The organism is Nitrincola sp., assembly GCF_048264025.1.
In the GTDB taxonomy this organism is placed as follows: Bacteria; Pseudomonadota; Gammaproteobacteria; order Pseudomonadales; family Balneatricaceae; genus Nitrincola.
The window spans coordinates 40,332-60,768 of sequence record NZ_JBLXDN010000020.1 but is presented as its reverse complement, the minus strand read 5'-3'; the positions used below and the strand labels follow the sequence as shown (position 1 = coordinate 60,768).

The following is a 20,437-nucleotide window of genomic DNA, read 5'->3' as shown; positions in this document are numbered from 1 at the left end:
GTACGTCTATTAGATGACTTTAGCGGCATCTTACAGGCTGATGGCTATTCCGGTTATGGCCGTGTCTGTACTGAAAATAAAATCACCCGCATTGGTTGCTGGGATCACGCCCGTCGCAAATTCGTCGAGGCCTCTAAAGCCGCCAAGACCAAAGGCAAGGGTAAGCAGGCTAAACTCTCTAAAGCCGACATGGCACTGAGTTATATCAACAAGCTCTATGTCATCGAACGAGAGATTAAAGACCTGAGTGTAGCTGAACGTTACCGCATCCGTCAGGAGTTGAGCCTGGCAAAACTGAACGAGCTTAAAGCCTGGTTGGAAGCCAACGTCACACGCGTGCTGAAAGACTCTCTGACACGCAAGGCGATGGAGTACACGCTTAACCAGTGGCCAACCCTTGTGGGCTACTGTGAACGTGGCGACCTACAGATCAGTAATGTACTGGCTGAAAATGCGATACGTCCCTTCGCGTTAGGACGCAAGGCTTGGTTGTTTGCTGATACACCCCAAGGAGCGCGTGCCAGTGCAACCTGTTACTCATTGATAGAAACGGCTAAGGCGAATCAGCTCGAACCTGCTGCTTATATCCAGCATGTCCTGGAGCATATCGCTGAAGCCGAGACTGTAGAAGAACTAGAGCAACTGCTGCCATGGAATGTATCGATGGATAAAACTCCGAAAAAAGTGGCGCAATACGATTAGAGTCAAGGTGCGGATTTAGCGGCGCTTACTTTAGGGATGACAAATAACACTAAGGCGTCGGTGGCACTTATTGTTCAAGCCTGTCGTCATATAGAACAGGCGGAGACAGCTCCGACGCTGGAGCAACTTGCCGCAGAGGCTAACTTGAGTCCCTGGTACTTCCACCGCCTGTTCAAGGAGATCGTTGGAGTGACTCCAAAACAATATGCCACCAGGCAACAGACGCAGCGCTTTCGGGACAGCCTGAACAGTGAACAGACAGTCACTGAGGCAATCTACAATGCTGGCTTTAGTTCAAGCAGCCGTGCTTACGATAAATCACGAGATCGTCTTGCCATGACCCCATCCGACTATCGAAAAGCAGCCGAGGGTTTGACGATTCGTTACGCTACGGCAGCGTGCTTTCTGGGCTGGATCATTGTGGCCGTGACTGAGCGCGGCATTTGTGCCATCGAGTTTGGCGACGACCCGAAAAGTTTGCCTGCGCTGGTACAAGCGCGTTTCAGCAAAGCGTTTCTGCAAGAGGGCGGGTCAGAGCTCACGACTGTAATTGAATCAGTTATCTCTTTTATAGAAGCGCCGGACAGTGCAATTGAACTGCCCCTGGACATTCAGGGCACTGCATTCTAGGAACGTGTCTGGAATGCGCTGCGCTCAGTCCCAGCGGGTAGTACCGTAAGCTATACTGATATAGCTTGTCAGATTGGCTCCCCTAAAGCTGTACGTGCCGTAGCACAAGCCTGTGCGGCCAATAAACTTGCGGTCGTCATACCTTGTCATCGCGTGGTTCGCAGTGATGGTAATTTAAGCGGCTATCGATGGGGTGTGGAGCGCAAACGGGCGCTACTTCGGCATGAGAAAGACAACAAGGGATGACACCTTTATTGTCTTCTGTTGTCTTCGCATGACCCCTGGTGTTAACCCGCTTATGCAATGGCCTCTTGGTAGAATTGTTCAACCTGCTGCCAATTCACCACATTAAAGAATGCGGCAATATACTCTGGTCGTTTATTCTGGTACTTCAGATAGTAGGCATGTTCCCAGACATCCAACCCCAGAATTGGAATTAAATGGTCCATTAAGGGGCTGTCCTGATTAGCGCTGCTGGTCACCTCAAGTCGGTTGGTTTCCGGATTCACCACTAACCAGGCCCAACCACTGCCAAAACGCTTCACAGCCGCATCGATAAAACGTTGTTTAAACTGTTCATAGCTGCCAAAGGCGGCATTAATCGCTGTCAGTAAACCACCTGTTGGCATTCCACCGCCTTGAGGTGACATTACTTGCCAGAATAGACTGTGATTGGCATGCCCACCGCCATGGTTACGCACGGCATTTTGAATGGCCTCAGGTAGGGTATTGCACTTACGCAGCAGGTCTTCCAATGAGTCCTGCGCGTAGTCTGTATTGGCCACGGCCGCATTCAGGCCATTTACGTAAGTCTGATGATGACGGGTATGGTGAATTTCCATGGTCATGGTATCTATGTGTGGTTCAAGTTCAGCGTAGCCGTAAGGCAGGGGTGGAAGGGTATAAGTCATCTCGCTCTCCTTTTGTAATAGGAATTATTATTATTTGCATTCAATAAAAAAGCAACTAGTATAGACATGAAAGTTACCCTGGCAGAATTAAGGAGCCCTTCTGATGGATGCAATTGAGCAATGGAAATACCTGACTCGACAAGCTAATGATGCATTTGGCAAACAGTGCAATGCGGTTGCTGAAACACTTTACCAGCGTTCAATTCAGTTGATGCAGCAAGTACTTGAGTCACAAGATGAGGTGCGAACAGCACATGAAAAATCGGGTATGACAGAAGTTATCTGTCTGTCGATTAGTGTGCAGAACCTGGCCGATCTGTATGCACAACAGGAACGTTGGACACGTTGTTTCTCCATTTTAGAAACCTATCAGGCACGTTTCACGCAGGCCTCAGAAGCTTTGTGCGTACAACCTAGCACGGCCCTAACATTAATTCAGGAAAGTGGTCGGTTAAAGCGAGAGGGGTTGCGGCATCATGCGAACAAAGAGCATCCGCTTACTACGCCAGAGCGAACCTGGGTTGAACATTTACCCATGACCGCAAGGGTTCATTAATAGTGACAAGGTGTGTAGCAAGCGATCGCTGTAATTCTGATCGCCTGTGATACATTTGTTATCTTTCCGCGATACACTGTTTAACACTCCGTGACTCTCCTGTGATGCTCTAGAAGGATGATGAGTTTGCAGCCTGCCAGATCGGCAGGTTGGAACTCTTAGGGAGAGATAACTATGAATATGCTCACTACAATCGCTGCAATGTGTCTGTTCACCTTGATGGTTAGTGTCAGCCATGCGGATGAAATGATGCCCGAAGACGGGATGATGAAAGATGAGGTGCTGGAGTCAATGGATCATAATGACATGAAGAAGGATGATATGTCTGATTCCATGGAACAGAGCATGGATGCTGTGGAAATGCCAATGGATAACATGGAGATGGAAGAGGATATGGATATGATGGATGATATGGAAATGAACGACGACAGCATGAATTAACCAGAGGCCTTTAAAGGGCCCCAGAGCCAGGAAGCTATGACTCGAAACGTACTGATAGTTGAAGATAACCCGGGCATAGGTGAGCTCGTGCGTATGCATGTAGCCGAACTAGGCATGAACCCCGTTCTTTATGAACGGGGGGATACGGGTCTTGAACGGTTTCGTGAAGGTGATATTGATCTTGTGATTCTTGACCTGATGTTGCCTGGACTGGATGGGTTGTCGGTGTGTCGTGAGATACGTTCTGGATCAGGCTATGTGCCAGTACTGATGCTTACCGCTAAAAGCACCGAGTTAGATCGTGTTCTGGGTTTGGAAATGGGGGCTGATGATTACCTCACCAAGCCCTTCAGCGTAGCCGAACTTGCTGCCAGGGTGAAAGCGCTGTTCCGGCGGGTGGATGCCATGGCCTCTGCGCCAGTGGTAGAAACCAGCCGTGACGAGTTAATAGTCGATGGGCTACGTATTGATCCGGTGCGCCGCCGCGTGTTTGTAACAGACCAGGAGGTGGAACTCACGGCTCGTGAGTTTGATCTGCTGTGGCACTTTGCCAGTCATCCGGGCCGAGTATTTAGTCGTGTCCAATTGCTGGATACAGTCTGGGGTTACAACCACGAAGGTTACGAGCATACCGTGAATACCCACATCAATCGCTTGCGTGGCAAGATCGAAACCAATCCGGCTCAGCCAGAGTTTATCCAGACTGTCTGGGGGGTGGGCTATCGCTTTCGGGAATAACACATGCTGAAAACACTCTACACTCGGCTGGCCTTGGGGCTGTTTTTGTTGTTACTCGCCGTTGGCCTGTTGTATACCTTTATCAGCCTCTATTCGTTGCGTGAATACAGTGCGTCAGTAAACCAGGCGTTGCATCGGGATCTGGCCAATAGTCTGGTGTCAGACAGAAACCTCGTTAGCGAAGGTCAGCTAGACAGTAGCGCCTTGGAAGAGTTGTTTGCACTCTACATGACCATCAACCCCAGCATTGAAATTTATCTGTTGGATCTGGATGGCACCATTCTTTCTTATTCCGCCGATCCGGCAAAAATCAAACGTAAACAGGTCTCGCTGGAGCCGCTTCGCCGGCTGATGGAGGATATGAGTCGTTATCCCATTCTGGGTGATGATCCCCGTAGCCATGACCGTCAGAAAATATTTTCGGTAACCCCAGTGCCTTCAGTAGAGAAGCCGGATGGCTATCTTTATGTGGTACTGCGCGGCGAAGAATATGATGCCGCCGAGACCATGGCTCGGGGTGGTCAGATACTGGAGCTGAGTATCTGGGCGTTGCTGATCAGTCTGGCGGTAGTCATGGTAGCGGGGTTGGCCATTTTTCGTTTGCTCACCCGCCGTCTGACAGACCTGACCCAGTTGGTAGAGGCGTTCGAGAATAGTGATATGACTCAGAAGCCATCGGTCACCTGGCGCGACAAGCGCCCCGTGGTACGTGACGAGATCGACTATCTGGGTGTGACCTTTGACGATATGGCTCGGCGGATTGCCACCCAGATCGAGCAATTGACGGAAAAAGATGCTCAGCGGCGTCAGTTGGTTGCCCAGGTGTCCCACGACCTGCGTACGCCACTGGCTTCCATGCAGGGCTATATCGAAAGCTTGAAATTAAGACGTGATCGTCTTAGTCAGCAAGAGCAAGAGCGCTTTCTTGATATCGCCCTCAAGGAAGGTCGGCGGTTAAGCCGCCTGGTTGATGAGCTGTTTGAACTGGCGGCACTTGAGGCACAGGAAAAACAGCCTGTGCCGGAGCCATTTCCGCTTGCAGAGCTGGTGCACGACGTGGTGCAAAAACACAGCCAGGCCGCACAAGACAGCCAACTGGAGCTCATCCTGAGTGGAGATCCGGATCTACCCATAGCCTATGCGGATGTCGCCATGACCGAACGTGTGCTGGATAACCTGATTGGTAATGCCATAGCTTACAGCTCTGCTGGGGGGTGTATTGAAGTGATCCTTGGCCAGGAAAGTGGCGTACCAGAGGTATGTGTGCGCGATACTGGCCCAGGTATTCCAGAGAAAGACCTGCCACATATTTTCGATCCTTTCTATCGGGGAGATGCTTCTGGTGCTGGCCATGCCGGGCTCGGACTGGCGATAGCCCGCCGTATTATGGCGCTACAGGGCGGTGATATCCGGGTTGAAAACCGTGCCGTCGGGGGCGCTTCCTTCTGTATAGGCTTACCGGTATACCTGCCCAAATGATCCATTGTTATAAAAAAGTAATAAATCGGAGAACGGTCTGTGATGAATATCAGTCAAACTGATTACTGTACTCACAGGACAAGAGGTTAAGGTTATGAAACGCTATCTGTTACTGATGTTCACAACGGCTGCCATAGTGTTGGCGGGATTCCAACTGAGCGCATCCAGCGAGATGGAATCAAAATACGCGCCAGACAACCCTGATCTGGCAATTGCCACTTTCGCGGGCGGATGTTTCTGGTGCGTGGAAGAAGCCTTTGAAAAAGTCCCTGGTGTGGTAGAGGCCGTGTCTGGTTACAGTGGTGGTGATGAGGTCAATCCGAACTATCAGCAGGTTGCTGGTGGAATGACTGGACATACTGAAGCCGTACAGGTCTATTACGATCCAGAGGTGATCACCTACGAAGGACTGCTGCAGGCCCTGTGGCGGACCGCTAATCCAACAGATGCGGACGGTCAGTACGTGGACCGTGGCCGGCAATATCGGCCGGGTATTTTTTATCATAATGAGGCAGAGAAGCAAGCCGCTGAAGCCTCAGTCATGGCACTGGAAGCATCTGGTCGCTATGACAATCCGGTAGTGATCGAAATCGTCCCTTTCAAATCTTTCTACGATGCGGAAGAGTACCATCAGGATTACTACGACAAGAATCCGCTACGCTACAAGTATTACACCTTCAACTCAGGTCGCTACCAGTTCATTGAATCCGTGTGGGGAGATGATATGGAAGTCGATTATTCCCAGTATCGTCCGCAAAACACTGATGTATCCGGGCAGGCTGGATCTGACGGATCGATGGGATTCGACCCTGAAAGCTTCGTAAAACCAAGCGACAGTGAACTCAAGGCTCAGTTGACCGAGGAGCAGTACTACGTCACCCAAAAAGACGGTACTGAGCGTGCTTTTAGAAATGCATACAATGATGAGAAACGCCAGGGTATCTATGTGGATATTGTATCCGGTGAACCATTGTTCTCATCCCGTGACAAGTATGACTCAGGTACGGGTTGGCCCAGCTTTACCCAGCCTATCAAATCGGATTGGGTCGTAGAGAAGGAAGATAGAAGCTTTTTCACTGTTCGCACTGAAATCCGTAGCCGCTATGCTGACTCTCACTTAGGACACGTATTCAGCGACGGTCCGGCACCCACAGGTTTGCGTTATTGCATGAACTCGGCGGCGATGAAATTCATCCCGCTGGAAGAGATGGAAGCGCAAGGCTACGGTGCGTTGGTCAGTGAAGTGGAATAGTCTGGAAAAATAGCCTTGCGAATAATCGCATGTACGCCCAGGTTGCCATCCACGACCTGGGTAATGCCAAAATCTACAGCTACAGAAATCAATGAAATAGCTTCATCTTCACTTAACTGGTGCTCTTTCATCAAATAGTGACGCGCTTTTCTGAAGGCATCACGCATGGCAGCCTCCATGGATGAATTTTTATATACCTGAATTTGCGCATTAGGACCCAACTCAGCTTGATAGTCGGAAAAGCTCATGCCTTGTAATACCCATTCATCCGGCGTTTCCAAAAAGGGATGACTGAGTCCATCCATAAAACTGTCTTTTAGGTCATGTTTTTTGTGCAATACCAACTGAAAAACACCCGTTAAAGAGCATTCGATGGCGGTACCGCAAAGTTCAGAATCCCCTTGAGAAGCATGCGGATCACCGACCGAAAATAGTGCACCTGGGATGGCAACAGGTAAGAACAGTTTAGTACCTTTGCCAGCACGCCAGTTATCCATATTGCCACCAAAATAGCTGGGGGGAATAGAGTCGACCATACCGGTTTCACGCGGAGCTACGGCCATCACACCAAAATGGGGACGGACCGGAATCGTGGCTTTGGCAAGAATACCAAACTGCTTGTTGATGCTGGAGTGATCAACCGGTATGCCTGGATAATCTATTGTCGGATGCACGACGCCATAGGGGTCGGTTTGGGGTGTCCAGCGAAAGTTATAAATTGCTTTGGCATGGGGTGGATTAGTGTGTTGATGCACCTCGTAAACTGTCACCACTTCACGCTTTTTGGGTTCGGTGAGCAGGTCGTCATATTGAAAGCCCCACCAGGTGGCGGCATTACTACCGAAGTGTTTACCCTGATGTGCTGGATTACAACTGAGGCGGGGTTGAATATCAATTATGCGTATTTCCAGCACATCACCGGGTTCTGCATCCGTAACATACACTGGGCCCGTACAGATGTGTACGCCAAACCCCTCGCCGGCACCACGACCAAATATCGTTGCATCCATTGGACCTGCACCGCGACGGTTAACGTTTTTCTCCGTGCGTGTCCAGTGGAATACACTTTGGGCGCCTGGATCACCATCTATCATGCGTTCACAGTCATCGGTTGCATGCTGGGACAAGGTTTCAATGGTCACAATATCGCCGGAGCGAATAGTCAGTACCGGTTTAATTTCATTACTGAAATATCCCCAGTGAACAGTCTTATCCGATACCGGTAGATAATACTGTCGTGGTGAGTGATTATTAGTTTGAGTGGGTTCCGTATCATCTGAAACAGGCACGCGTTTGGGGGCAAGTCTCAATGAAAGCGCATAACGTGCGTGATCATCCAGCACTTCCTGAAAAGGTCTGCGGCGCTGTTGAATTGCATGCTCCATTGGAGCTTCCTGGGGTTGGGTAAAGGATGATCGGACTGAGGGTTTGGTCTGAGGACAGCCACGTCGCAATTGTTCATGCAGATCCTGAGGTGGCGCGGCGCGATAGTTCTTTGGTGACATGCCCATAAATTGGGAAAAAGTGCGACTGAAGTTCGCTGCATCATTAAAGCCCCAGCGGTAGCACAACTGAGTAATGCTGAATTGTGCAAGGGCTGGATTGGCCAGATCAATGCAGCAATGCTGTATCCGCCGACTTTTCAAGTATTCACTGAAGGTTGTGCCACTATTTTTGAACAGCTTCTGTAAATACCTTGCCGACAGACCTTCCAGCGCAGCGATCTGTTCAATATTTAGCTCCGGATCGTCCAGTTGGGAATCCACTGTTCGACAAACACGGCGCAAATGGGCCAATTGCACATCCGTCACATCACATTGTGCATCTGAATGTTTACCTGAGAGGCAGGCTACCAGCAGCTCGGCCAGTGTCACTTCCAAGGCCGGTAGTTCATTGCTAGCTAGATGAGGTAATTGATCTGTCAGGGATTGCAGCATATTCAGGCATAACGTGCCAATTCCCTGTTGTGTACTGATACGATTTGCTTCCTGTCTACCGGTGCGTACTAACCTGTGCAGAAAACTGGAAGACTCCAGTTTGATCAGCATAAGCCTAAAACGGGTTTGCAAGACCAGTCGCCAGGATTGGCTTGAGTCCAGCAACATGATGTCACCCGAACGCAGTTCGACTGTCTGATCGGCATCCAGCACCTGTGCGGTGCCATCAAGCAAAGCGAGCACCAATACGGTGCCTTGTGAGGGACGGGAGGCTTTGCTAGTCGCAATAGCTGACAAGATCTGTGGGGTTGCTGTGAGGTGTACAAATACTGAGTTACTAGCCGATACTGACAGCGCTATATGGTCACCGTCCTCAGTAAGGTTCGAGCTTGCCGTACTAGCCAACCCAAGCCTGGAAAGTATGTCATTCCAGGCCGGTTGACGTAGCTCTTCCGGTATAACACTGGCAGAAAAACGTTTCAGGTCAGTCACAATAATGTTTCATTCCTGGTTGAGTGAACTTTACTTTAGCAAGTGTTACGCCAACACGATCAGCTTCTGTCACGAGCAGGGAACATGGATTTTTTCAGAATCGCATGCACCCCCCAGTTGCCATCGACTACTTGGGTGATGCCAAAGTCGACTGCCACCGTCATCAGAGAGATCGCCTCATCCTCATCCAGATGCTGGGTAGTCATCAAGAAGTGGCGCATCTTACGATAGGCATCCCGCAGGGCCTGATCAACCGAAGATTTGCTGTAGATATCCTCTTGGGCATTGGGTCCCAGTTCAGCCAGATAATTGGCGTAACTGAAGCCGTGAAGCACCCAGTCATCCTGAGTTTCCAGCAGAGGGTAGTTGAGTTCGGCCAGTGATGTGTCGGGCAGGTCGGATTTTTTGTGCAAAATAAACTGGAAGGTGCCGGTCAATGAACACTCGATGGCGGTGCCGCAGAGTTCGGAATCACCCTGAGAAGCGTGAGGGTCACCCACGGAGAACATGGCACCATCCACGGCCACTGGAAAGTAGATCTTCGCTCCCTTACCAATGCGCCAGTTATCGATATTACCCCCTGTGTAGTTTGGCGGAATGGAGTTCACGATATCGGCTTCGGCGGGCGCAACACCAATGGTGCCAAAATGTGGCCGGATCGGAATGCGGATATCTCGCAGAATATTATCTTTTTTGGTGATCGTGCTGTGATCAACTGGTACACCCGGATAATCGATAGTGGGATGAACCACGCCAAATGGATCGGTCTGTGGTGTCCAACGGTAGTTGTAGACCGCCTTGGCCCAATTACGTTCACCTGTAGCATCGACTTCATAGATGGTGACGACTTCACGTTGTTTTGGTTCAGTCAGCAGGTCGCCATAATGAAAGCCCCACCAAGCTGCCGCGTTACTACCAAACGTTTTGCCTTTGTAATCTGGGTTACCACTGGGTCTTGGAGTGACATCGGCGATACGTACTTCAAGAATATCACCCGGTTCAGCGCCTTTGATGTGTACAGGGCCGGTACAAATATGTACGCCGGCACCACCGCCAGCACCAATCTTCGCATCCATAGGTCCAGCTCCACGTCGATCTACACCTTTGCGCTGCGCATCCCAATGAAAAATACTTTCAGCGCCAGGGTCACCTTTTACCATACGTTCAGCATCATCATTGGCATGATGGGTCAGCGTCTCGATGGTTACAAAATCACCGGATTCGATTTCAACAACTGGTTTAGCAATCTTGCTAAAGTAACCCCAGAGAACTGTGTCCGGTGTAGCTGGAATGTAATAATGCATCGGACCTGGCGCGTCAGTATCAACTGTATTAGCCGCAGTGCTTGCTGCTGCATAACTCATCGGTGACAGGGACACGCCCATAGCTCCGAGAGAGACAGCTCCGCCGCCAACAAATGCATTGCGTATAAAAGAGCGTCGAGCTGTATCAAACTCTTCAACGACATCTTTCTTATTCTCAGTTGTGATGCCATGTGTGCAACCGGGTGTGCAAATGTGCTCTGTCATGATAGTTCCCCTAAATAACGACACGTAATGTCGGTGGTGCCTCGTCAGTGCGGCACGTGTCGTTATTATGTTCTAGAGGTTAGGATTTATTCTTGTCGGCGGGCGCACTAATTCTTGTCGAAGTCTACCTTGGCAAAATTTGAGAAAGATCTTGAAACAAGTCAATCAAGGGTGACTGGCCTGTTACAGCATTAGGCCAATGCCGTACTGGCGTTGGCCAAGCGCTGTGGTACGATCACCGGGTTGCCGGAAGCGGTCATTACAATTTCAGCCGTAATTCGGTAGACGGGGTTGAGGTGGTTTTCCTGTAGCACGACTGAAGGTTTGTCAGCTAAACACATCTGACCCTTGTCGAGTAGCACCAGGTAGTCAGCAAAACGTGCAGCAAGATTCAGATCATGTAAGGAGGTAATGATCAGAGCCTGGTGTTGCTGGCAATAATGCTTTAAATGGGTCAGTACTTCTAACTGGTGGTGTAGATCAAGCGCACTGGTCGGCTCATCCAGAATGAGCAGGCGGGGGCGGCGAGATAAACGTTGGGCCAGCAGTACCAACTGTTGCTGGCCGCCAGATAACTGATCCATACGCTGATTGGCCAGGTGGGAAAGGGCAAAACGCGCTAGTACCTGTTCGACTTCTTTCAAATCTCGGTCATTCAGCCGCCAGCCCAGCTGTTCACGCCGTCCCAGTAAAATACACTCTGCGACGGACAGGCGCGAACGAACGCTGAATTCCTGTGGTAGAAAGCCGATCTGGTCAGTGTTGGGCCAATGATCTCCCAGCATTTTGTGACCTCTGTGGGGCAAAATGCCGGCCAGGGCTTGGAGCAGGGTCGATTTGCCTGCGCCATTGGGACCAATCACGCCGATCAGGCCTTGGCCAGGCAACTTGGCGGTTAGTGGATGCAGAAGGGTTTTGTGCTGACGTTTCACTTCCAGTTTGATCAGGCTTAGAGGACTCATTTGGGGTTGCCCGTTTTGTATATGACAATGGCCAGCATGGGTATTCCCGCGATAGCGGTGACAATACCAATTGGAATGACGGCACCCGTTGAAATCAGCTTGCCGACGATCGAGGCGGCAACCAGAATTATCGCGCCGAGAATACCGGCCAGGGGCAGTGAAAACCGGTGATCTTCGCCGACCAGTGCTCGACCGATATGCATCAGGCCGATAAACCCGATGGTGCCGGTGAAGCTGACGGCGGCAGCGGTTAACAAGGCTATCAGAATAAAGATCCGACGGCGCAATGCGGCCACGTTAAGTCCAAGACTGGCTGCATTCAGATCTCCCAGACACAGTGATGTCAAATTCCAGGCATCTCGTAGTATCCAGGGTAGGCTGAAGATCAAAATGATGGCGATGATTGTGACCGATACCCAGGAAGCTTTGGTCAGGCTACCGAACAGCCAGAAGACAATTTGTTGCAGCACTTCTGGCGCCGCGAGGTATTGCAACAGCGACTGTAATGATTGGAAAAAGAACAATACCACTATCCCGGAGAGCACGAGCATTTCTGTCGAACTGCTGCGAAAACGAGCCATTAGGTACACCATAGAACAGGCTAGCAGGGTAAAAATAAAGGCGGCGACTGGCACACTGATCCAGAGTGCTAAAGGTAAGCTACTGCCAAATAAAATCACCAATGCAGCCCCTAGCCCAGCGGCAGCCGAAAACCCCAAGGTATAGGGGCTAGCCAGCGGATTAGCCAGAATGGTCTGCATCATCAGTCCCGCCATGCCCAGGCAAATGCCGACCAGTGCACCCGTGAGTGTTTGTGGCAGGCGTATCTGCCATAGGATGGCGGCAGCAGCACGATCCGGCCCGTTGGGTCCGCTCCAGAGACTTTGCCAGAGCGTATTCAACGTCATGCCAGAAGGTCCTGTTGTCAGATCGATGGCCATCAGCGCTAGTAGAATGACAACGGCTGTTACCAGTACTAACTGACGCCTGAGACCGATGCTATGCAGAAGGTTAGGGTGGTGGGTCGCTGCACTCATTTCAGTTGGGTTACGAACAGGCCGTCAGCGTCAATGGGCATCCATTCGTTGTAGTAATCTAGCAGCTCTTGAGCCGGATCTACGTCGGTGAAGGCTTGTGGATACAGCGCCTTAGCAATAGCCCGGACATAGACGAAGTCAGACAGCGTTCGATTGCCACCGTGATATATGCCGTACATGGCTTTGTTTTGCACGGCGGGGAAGCTCTCCCAGCCCGGCCGTTTGGCGTAGCTGCTCAAGCGTTCCTGTGCTCTTTCATCGGACGCAGCAAAGCCCATCTGAACCGAGTGGGGTTGGTTGACCCATTCAGAACCCGCCAGTAATACGATGTCAGGCTGTTGGCTGATAATATACTCGGCTGACAGTGGCCCCCAGTTACCAATCTGCCCTTCAGCAATGTTGTGTCCACCAACCAGATTGATAACCCCAGCCCACATACCTCTGCCGTAGCTGTTGCCGATTTCATCTGGGCCTTTCTGGGCCAATTCAACATAGATTTTTTTACCTGTCGGTCCAGCTGCGGTGACTCGGTCCAAGGTATCTTGAGTTTTGGTTTTGTACAGTGATACCAGACTTTCGGCGCGTTCAGACTGACCCAGAATTTCACCCAGCACGCGAGTTGATTGAATATGCCGTTCCAGTGTTTGGGCATTGTAGTCTATAGCGATGACAGTCATTTCGGCCATGGCTGCTTGACTGGCACAGATCAATGCGACTGAGACAAAACGGAAAACAAATGATTTCATCAGTAAGACCTTGTAGAAATAGATATTTTCAAACATGGTCATTTTATTGAAATAGATGATGTGTACCATGTGACATGATGTCACATGCATCTATTCTATTGATTCAGGTGATCTAGTTTAACATCAGTAGCATAACTGCTAATGCGCCAAGTGAGTCATTCAAACACTGAGTATATTTGTGTCAACTTGACAGTGGACGAGTGCAGTTTATACTCCATTTAAATCGCCAGTCTGTGATATGGCTGAATTCCTCTTCAGTACTTTGACCGCAAGTGGGTCAACTGACGCGAGACGATCTGATGCAGCAAGCAAGATGTAAGGCACTCAGTGGGTGTTTCGTGGCATTGACTCTGGCATTGGGCAGTTTTGCTCCAGTCTGGGGACAAAGCCTTCCTGGCACAGGCGCCGTACTGGATATGCAAGCTTACGGTCAGGTTCCGCGGGGAGCACCACTGACGCGGGGCAATTATGAAGGGTTACCGGGGCGCCATAGTCTTGAAGCCTTCACCCCCACACCGGGTGATCAAGGCAACCAAGGCAGTTGTGTTGGCTGGGCTGTGGCCTATGCTGCCCGTACCATGACCGAAGCACGTGTGCATGAGTTAGCTCCCCGACATGTAGTGGATCGCCACGTTTTCTCTCCTGCCTATGTCTATAATCAAATCGCACTCGATGGCTGTGATTCCGGCTCTATGATTCATCACGCCCTTAATCTTATTGAACGGGAAGGAGTGGTGCCGCTGAGTGAGTTTCCCTATGACGCCAATACCTGTACTCAGCCAATTCAACCTCAGCAACGTTCACAAGCGGCCAGTTACCGCATCGCCGGGTGGCGGGCATTGACATCACCAGGTGCGCGCGCGACGCATGTACCAACACGACGTGCGTTGGCGGCGGATCGCCCGGTGATTATCGGCATGCTGGTGCCTGATAGTTTTATGGACAGTCGGGCCATTCGTGCCAACAGTGGACATTGGATACCTACAGCCTCTGATTACCAAACCTTGGAATTGTATCCAGATGAGCTGTATGGCCATGCCATGACGGTGGTGGGTTACGATGATCAACGATTTGGGGGGGCTTTTCGTATCATCAACAGTTGGGGCACTGATTGGGCTGATGAAGGCTATGTATGGGTCAGTTATGACGACTATGCACGTTTTGTTATGCAGGCTTATGAAATCATTCCAATAGAACCTGAACTACCGGCGGTGCCTAATCTAGGTGGCCGCCTTGGTTTTATGCATATCGATGGGCAACGGATGACGGCAACACAAACGGACACACTCACCTGGCGAATGGATCAGGCCTACCCTTCAGGCACACGATTCCGTGTTGAACTGGATAGTGTGCATAATGGCTATGCGTATGTGATGGGTGGCGATCTGACGGGTCGTTATGTCGAGATTTTTCCACGGACCCATCAGACCAGCGCGTTGCTGATGGAAGGTGAAACGCTGGTGATGCCAGGCCCCACTGAAGATTTTTACACCCGTATGGATGACACCCTGGGTACAGATTATTACATCGTGCTGTTTTCCCGTGAACCGTTGGATATGGAGAATATACTGGCGCGTGTTAATGCCGGCTCGGGTGGGCCGCAAGCGCGTTTAGCCTCGGCGCTTGGAAAACGTCTTGTTGAGCCAGAGGTTCTTGCTCATGTTACTGGAGGAATCGGCGCTGAAGGCTACCTTGCAGAGGGGGCTGTGTTACCCATGATTGTTGAAATCGAACATGTTGCACCTTCGACAGATTATCAAGATCAACATCCCCCCCAAATTGTCGTGCAGTCACCTACAACTGATATTTTTGAGGAGGTTGCCAGTGGTCAACGCATCTACCGTGTCGACTCCCGGAAATTTCAAATACAAGGTGTTGCCCAGGATGAAAGTGCCATTCAAACCCTGCAGGTATCGGGAGCATTGCAGAGTCGCTATTCTTCTCGCGGTCCTTTCGAAGCTACGTTGGAGCTCCCTTTGGGTGAGCAAGAAATTGAGGTGGAAATCAGCGCAACGGATGCGGCTGGTAATACTACCAGTCAGATAATTCGAGTCGTTTTAGACGATACCTAGGTCGTTTACCGTGCGGAGAAAATTACAATGAATAATAAGCTGTCTTCTCACCTGCTAAGTCTGGTGCTTTGGCTCGGTTTTGCTGTAACTGGGGTTGTCCATGCCGATTATGCGCAGCAGGCTCCCCGGGACCTGGTTGATGCCAGTGTTGACTCCCCCAGTGGAGTCGAACGCGGCATTATACGTCGCTATCTGGCAGACCACTACGGTTCGAAGCCAGAGGGTTTATTTGCTCGTGGCTGGTTAGCGGCCGTAGAAGGGCGCAAGGAAGAGTCTATTGATTTATATCGCCAGGCTTATGACAGTGACCGAAACTTGACGACAGCCGGTTTCAATCTTGCCATTGCGCTCAGAGATCAAGGGCACAACGAGGATGCATTGAGGCTGTACCAGGAAATTCTGAACACCGACCCAGATGATTATTATCTGGTTCGTACAATATATTTCCACCTGCTGGAAAACCTGGCGTCCCCTGAGCGAGCATCGGCTTTTCTAAAAGAACAACAAACCCGACTCGGCGAAAATGCCTGGGTGGTGCTGTTTATCCAAGGGTTGCATGCACAGTTTCATGCGCATGATCCTCAAGCGGCAGCACGCTATTATCTTGCAGCGGCCAATGCAGGTGGCGATGATGAAACCATCAGCCGTTACATGAACCTGACACTGGACAGGCTCGGCATGGACCAAAGTCAGGTCGTAAGCGAGGTGTTGGAGTATGCACAGCGTAATCAGGATGCAGCTACTTATCGTCTTTTAGCTGATCGCTTGGCCAGCATGGGGGCCCACCGAGATGCTTTGTTTTTGTATCAGCAATCCGTTTTAGCACATCCTCATGCAGAACCCTTAAAAAATGCACTTGAATCACTGACTAGTTATCTGCCCACAGAAACACTGGCTTTCGTTGATCAGTGGGCGGCTGAGCTACCTGATAATTGGCAGGTATTAGCCACACTGGCTGAAAGCTATGAAGTACATCGTTTCGAGCCACAGCGAGCACAAGCCTTGCGTCAACGCTCCATTGATCTAGCGCCTCATGATGTGGCACGAACCGAGGCTGTTACCCAAGCCGTTTACCCGCTGCATCATCGATATGAATTGGAGGCGGCTCGACAGTTGTTGAGTGAACAGGCTGAGTCAATATCGACTGAAGCAGGACGCAATCTCATGCTGGCGTTACTGATCGAGAATCGGCTTCGTGCGGGGGATTATGTTACAGCCACTCAAACTTCCAATCGTTTACCAGAACAAGGCGTTACAGGGGTGAATGAAAGTTGGCTGGCGGATATCCGTGAGCGCCTGACACGCGCCATAGGTCTTGAAGCACAACGTCGAGATTTTTATGCGCGTTATCCTTTTCTGGAAAACTGGGAAAAGCAGTTTGGTGAGAGCTTGATGCTGGCCGTTGAGTTTGAGGTAGGTTCTGACCGCTTACGTCCTAGCGCTTATACCTTGCTGGCTGACGCGGCACGCGCCCTTCAGGCGCCAGGTGGCGATCGCTATGTTTTTCTGATTGAGGGACATACCGACAGCACCGGCTCCGATACGATTAATCTACCTTTGTCAGATCGCCGTGCAGCGGCCGTAGCTGACTATCTGAGTCGTGAGCATGGGATTCCACGTGAGCGTTTACAAAGCATTGGGCATGGAGCCTCTCATCCGCAAGCAACGAATGACACCGAAGCGGGGCGCCAGCGTAATCGTCGCGTTGAAATTCGTCCTTATGGCAATGTTGGCGAACCGGAGGTGGCCGTATCTGGACAGCTGGATGCAACAGGCTTAGCGGTTTCTATGGATGGCCGCTTGATGGCAACGGGAATGGGGCCGATACAACTCTGGGACATGCGTCGCGGTGTTAAGGTGCGAGAGCTGTTTCGTGGTGGCAGGGTACGTGCATTTTCGCCTGATAGTCGCTATCTCGCGGCGGCGAGCAGTTATACAGAGGTGAGTGGCCGAAAACAGAATGAGCTGTATATCTACGATACAAAAACCGGTCATGTCATCACTCAATTACCCGATGACGCCACCATTCTGGATCTTGCCTGGAGCCCTTATGGTGATGAGTTGGTATACACCAACCTTGATGGTTATCTGCGTATTTATGATTTGTCTGAGCGCCGTATCCGCGCGGTTAGCCGTGTTGGACCGACCCGAAGTATAGGTATGGTTGAGTGGCTGGCCGATGGCGATCGTATCGTCACTGATCAGGTTCTTGGTGCGGGCATGAAGATTTGGCGAGCGGCTGATCTGACGGTTGAGCGTGAGTTGGCTGGCACGGACTGGCCGCACTCGATGCGAGCCAGTCGTGATGGCCGTTGGCTGGTGGTTGCCGATAATAGCCGTCAGGCAAGCATTTATGACACCCAAAACTGGATATCACGCCAAGTGGCGATGCCGTTGATTCCCAAGCGCATGGAGCCACATCCGTCTAAGCCGTGGATGGTGATGAATGACTTTACCAAAGGGGATGTGGGCATTGCGCTGCTGGATATGGAAACGGGGCGTTTTATGGCGACTGCTGAAGAAAATGGGCAGCAGGTAGGGTTAGGTTTTACCCCAGATGGTGAGCAGATTGTGATTGGCAGTGAAGATAGCATTCGCTGGCGTAACACCTCCGATCTCAATGAAGTCGCACAGATGCAAGGGCTGGCTGTTAAATCAACAGGCTTGCATCTGGACCGCGTCAATGATTATGCCATTACCGAAGATGCGGATGGAACTTATGTCTTTGATCTGAGAAGTGGTCGACGTGTACATCGTATGGTGACAGAAACTGAGCTGGGCTGGAGCCAACCCGATGATCAGAGTACACGCCTGGTAACTGTGGATCGTGAGGGGCATTTGGTGATTTTTGACAGCAATAGCTTTGAGGAGCGCCGTGTCCGCCAAATTGGTTTTGATGTCACCAGTAGCGTATTGGCTGAAGGGGATACACTGGTGGTAGCTGGGGTGCCTCATGGACAGGGTGAACGTGAAGATGCGGTGGGTATAGTAGCCATCATTGACGGAAAGGATTTCAGTGAACGCGGGCGCGTACAGCTGCCATTGATCACTGCACCCATTCGTTATGGTCGAGTGATCAAACCCGAAGTTTCTGTCATGGCATTAGATCCTGCACAGGGCTTACTGGCGGTCCATACGGCTTGGCAAGATGGTTTTGGGCGTGCACGCATAGCATCTGAGCATGTGAACGTGTACCGCTTGGCTGACGCATCGCATGTCTCCCGCGTCACTGTCGGCGAGGATCTGTTTCGACTCAGTTTTGAAGACCGCGCACTGGTTGCCAGTTATCGCGGTAAAGGTTTACGGCGTTATGACCCTTTGACCGGGGCGTATATGAATGCTGGTGCCGTACGCACAACCTTCCATATTCCACTGAAAACTGGTGCTGAACTGAACTGGGCGCCAGACCATATGGTGATTGGAGAGCGGCGGGTGACCTTCCCTGATTCATTACGTCAGGTACAGGTGCATGAGGCACGTAATCTGGTGATCGCGCAGACCCAGGCAAATGAATTACTCTTCTTTGACCTGTCTACACTTGAGCGACATCTGACGATTGTAGTGAAACGAGATGATCAGTGGATTGCTTATGCTCCTAATGGGCATTTTGCCGCTTCCCAGACCGGTGCCGAGGGCGTTTTCTGGTCTTTGGGGGATAACTATTTGCCTTTTGAAGCCTTGCGTGGTCGCCTTGAACGTAGCCATCTATTGCAACAGCGTTTGCAGGCGTTGATGGACGGTAACCCGATACCAGAACCACAACCGCAAGAAATACCTACCGTTGACCCAGTGCTTTTTGAAACACCTTATAGTGTGAAGCGGGTATCAGCGACGGGCATTGAAACGGATGACGAGGTCTATCGTTTGCGCCTTGAAGTGACCAAGGCCAGTGCTGAATTGCCAGACCCTGAGTTCCGCTACTTTCTTAATGGTCGTCCCATCGCTCTGAGTCGTGGGTTCGAGGAGGAAGCCGTCTGGGAGGATGAGGAAATACTGGGTGTTGAGCGTGCATTTAATTTACAACCTGGTCATAACCGCATTGAAGCAGTCTTGCGCTATCGGGATGCCGAGTTGGAGCGCCAGGTTGTTGAAATCACCCGCCGTGAGCGCGAAAGCCTGCCTCAGTTGTCGGCCAATACACAACTCTGGTTCTTTGGTGTTGGTGTATCCGATTATGAAATCAGCACGCAGAATCTGGAGTTTGCTCATCGCGATGCCGAAGCCCTGGCTGAGGCCTTGACAGCCCAAGAGGGTGAGTTGTTCCGTAAGGTCAATACGCGTGTTCTGGTGAATTCAGAGGCCACCGAACGAAATGTTCGGATTGAGCTCAATGACTTTCTGCGCCAAGCCTCGGCTGAAGACCTGATCGTCATCTTCCTGGCAGGCCATGGTGTGCAGGATAATGAACAAAATCTGTTTTTAATGACCCATGATGGCGATATGCAGCGTCCTTATACAGGGATATCGATTGATCGATTCCGCGACTTCCTGCAGTCGCGTCCGATCAACCAGAAGGCGGTATTGATGATGGACATTTGCCATGCAGGCAGCATGGGGCCGCGGCGGCGTGGGCGTGTAACGGCTGAAGATGCTGTCCAGCAGCTCTCTGATGGCACCGGCACGGTGGTGTTTGCATCCTCTACAGGTTCTCAGTCGTCTCTTGAAGATGCCAGTTTTGGTGGAGGGCATGGTGCTTTTACTTCGGCATTGTTAGAAGCTCTGTCCGGGGAAGCGGATAAAGAAGCGGGTAACAAGGACGGCTTTAACAGCATTCATGAAATCATTTCCTACACCTCACGTCGGGTACCGCAGATTACTCAAGGCGCACAGCATCCTACCGTGCCCATGCTGGAAAATGTGCGTGACTTTCCAATTAGTCGAGTGAATTTTCATGAATAGCGGTATAAGAATATGTGAATTGTGCTATCCCGTGCTGACTCGTATGATCAAAGA

15 protein-coding genes and 1 pseudogene are annotated in these 20,437 nt (G+C 50.9%); 10 read left to right on the top strand and 6 right to left on the bottom strand.

Features of this window, described 5'->3' with window-relative positions; all coding sequences use genetic code 11:
- The 3 genes and pseudogenes from tnpC to ACN0R1_RS14335 form a co-directional block, all read left to right on the top strand.
- A partial coding sequence (gene tnpC / locus ACN0R1_RS14345; protein WP_417584020.1) for an IS66 family transposase occupies positions 1–702 on the top strand: 702 nt, incomplete at its 5' end.
- Between the two features lie 36 nt (positions 703–738).
- Positions 739–1,332, top strand: a complete 594-nt coding sequence (locus tag ACN0R1_RS14340; RefSeq protein WP_417584018.1) for a bifunctional transcriptional activator/DNA repair enzyme AdaA — start codon at positions 739–741, stop codon at positions 1,330–1,332.
- A gap of 12 nt (positions 1,333–1,344) precedes the next feature.
- Positions 1,345–1,578, top strand: a pseudogene (locus ACN0R1_RS14335) (methylated-DNA--[protein]-cysteine S-methyltransferase); the annotation flags it as partial.
- A gap of 50 nt (positions 1,579–1,628) precedes the next feature.
- On the opposite strand, the gene ACN0R1_RS14330 reads toward ACN0R1_RS14335, so the two are convergent.
- A complete protein-coding gene (locus ACN0R1_RS14330) occupies positions 1,629–2,243 on the bottom strand; it encodes a superoxide dismutase (RefSeq protein WP_417584016.1) in 615 nt (204 codons plus the stop codon).
- A 103-nt stretch (positions 2,244–2,346) separates the two neighbouring features.
- On the opposite strand from ACN0R1_RS14330, the gene ACN0R1_RS14325 reads away from it, so the two are divergent.
- The 5 genes from ACN0R1_RS14325 to msrB all read left to right on the top strand — a co-directional run bounded on the left by ACN0R1_RS14325 (position 2,347) and on the right by msrB (position 6,709).
- Positions 2,347–2,799, top strand: coding sequence for a hypothetical protein (locus ACN0R1_RS14325; protein ID WP_417584014.1), 453 nt, complete (start codon positions 2,347–2,349; stop codon positions 2,797–2,799).
- Between the two features lie 174 nt (positions 2,800–2,973).
- Complete coding sequence (locus ACN0R1_RS14320; RefSeq protein WP_417584012.1) at positions 2,974–3,240, top strand: hypothetical protein; 267 nt, start codon at positions 2,974–2,976, stop codon at positions 3,238–3,240.
- 36 nt (positions 3,241–3,276) lie between these two features.
- A complete protein-coding gene (locus tag ACN0R1_RS14315) occupies positions 3,277–3,978 on the top strand; it encodes a response regulator transcription factor (RefSeq protein WP_417584010.1) in 702 nt (233 codons plus the stop codon).
- A 3-nt stretch (positions 3,979–3,981) separates the two neighbouring features.
- Entirely contained in the window at positions 3,982–5,457 is a 1,476-nt protein-coding gene (locus tag ACN0R1_RS14310; protein ID WP_417584008.1) for an ATP-binding protein, read from the top strand.
- 172 nt (positions 5,458–5,629) lie between these two features.
- Positions 5,630–6,709: a peptide-methionine (R)-S-oxide reductase MsrB gene (gene msrB, locus ACN0R1_RS14305; protein ID WP_417584024.1), complete on the top strand. Its 1,080-nt coding sequence runs from the start codon at positions 5,630–5,632 to the stop codon at positions 6,707–6,709.
- On the opposite strand, the gene ACN0R1_RS14300 is transcribed toward msrB, so the two are convergent.
- From ACN0R1_RS14300 to ACN0R1_RS14280, 5 genes are all read right to left on the bottom strand, one after another.
- The gene (locus tag ACN0R1_RS14300; protein ID WP_417584006.1) at positions 6,679–9,138 is read right to left on the bottom strand and encodes an acetamidase/formamidase family protein; all 2,460 of its coding nucleotides are present in this window, start codon (positions 9,136–9,138) and stop codon (positions 6,679–6,681) included. The genes msrB and ACN0R1_RS14300 overlap by 31 nt on opposite strands.
- Positions 9,139–9,197: 59 nt before the next feature.
- On the bottom strand, positions 9,198–10,667 hold the full coding sequence (locus ACN0R1_RS14295; RefSeq protein ID WP_417584004.1) for an acetamidase/formamidase family protein: 1,470 nt from the start codon (positions 10,665–10,667) through the stop codon (positions 9,198–9,200).
- 191 nt (positions 10,668–10,858) lie between these two features.
- Entirely contained in the window at positions 10,859–11,629 is a 771-nt protein-coding gene (locus ACN0R1_RS14290; protein WP_417584002.1) for an ABC transporter ATP-binding protein, read from the bottom strand.
- Positions 11,626–12,666, bottom strand: a complete 1,041-nt coding sequence (locus tag ACN0R1_RS14285) for a FecCD family ABC transporter permease (RefSeq protein WP_417584000.1) — start codon at positions 12,664–12,666, stop codon at positions 11,626–11,628. Before ACN0R1_RS14285 ends, ACN0R1_RS14290 begins: the two co-directional genes overlap by 4 nt.
- Positions 12,663–13,412, bottom strand: coding sequence for an ABC transporter substrate-binding protein (locus ACN0R1_RS14280; protein WP_417583998.1), 750 nt, complete (start codon positions 13,410–13,412; stop codon positions 12,663–12,665). The genes ACN0R1_RS14285 and ACN0R1_RS14280 overlap by 4 nt, the downstream gene beginning before the upstream one ends.
- 299 nt (positions 13,413–13,711) lie before the next feature.
- Here ACN0R1_RS14280 and ACN0R1_RS14275 point away from each other — a divergent pair, with 299 nt between their 5' ends.
- Positions 13,712–15,484, top strand: a complete 1,773-nt coding sequence (locus ACN0R1_RS14275; RefSeq protein WP_417583996.1) for a C1 family peptidase — start codon at positions 13,712–13,714, stop codon at positions 15,482–15,484.
- Positions 15,485–15,511: 27 nt separating this feature from the next.
- Positions 15,512–20,383 carry an OmpA family protein gene (locus ACN0R1_RS14270; RefSeq protein WP_417583994.1) on the top strand — a complete coding sequence of 1,624 codons (4,872 nt, stop codon included), beginning with the start codon at positions 15,512–15,514 and terminating at the stop codon, positions 20,381–20,383.
- Positions 20,384–20,437: the final 54 nt, after the last annotated feature.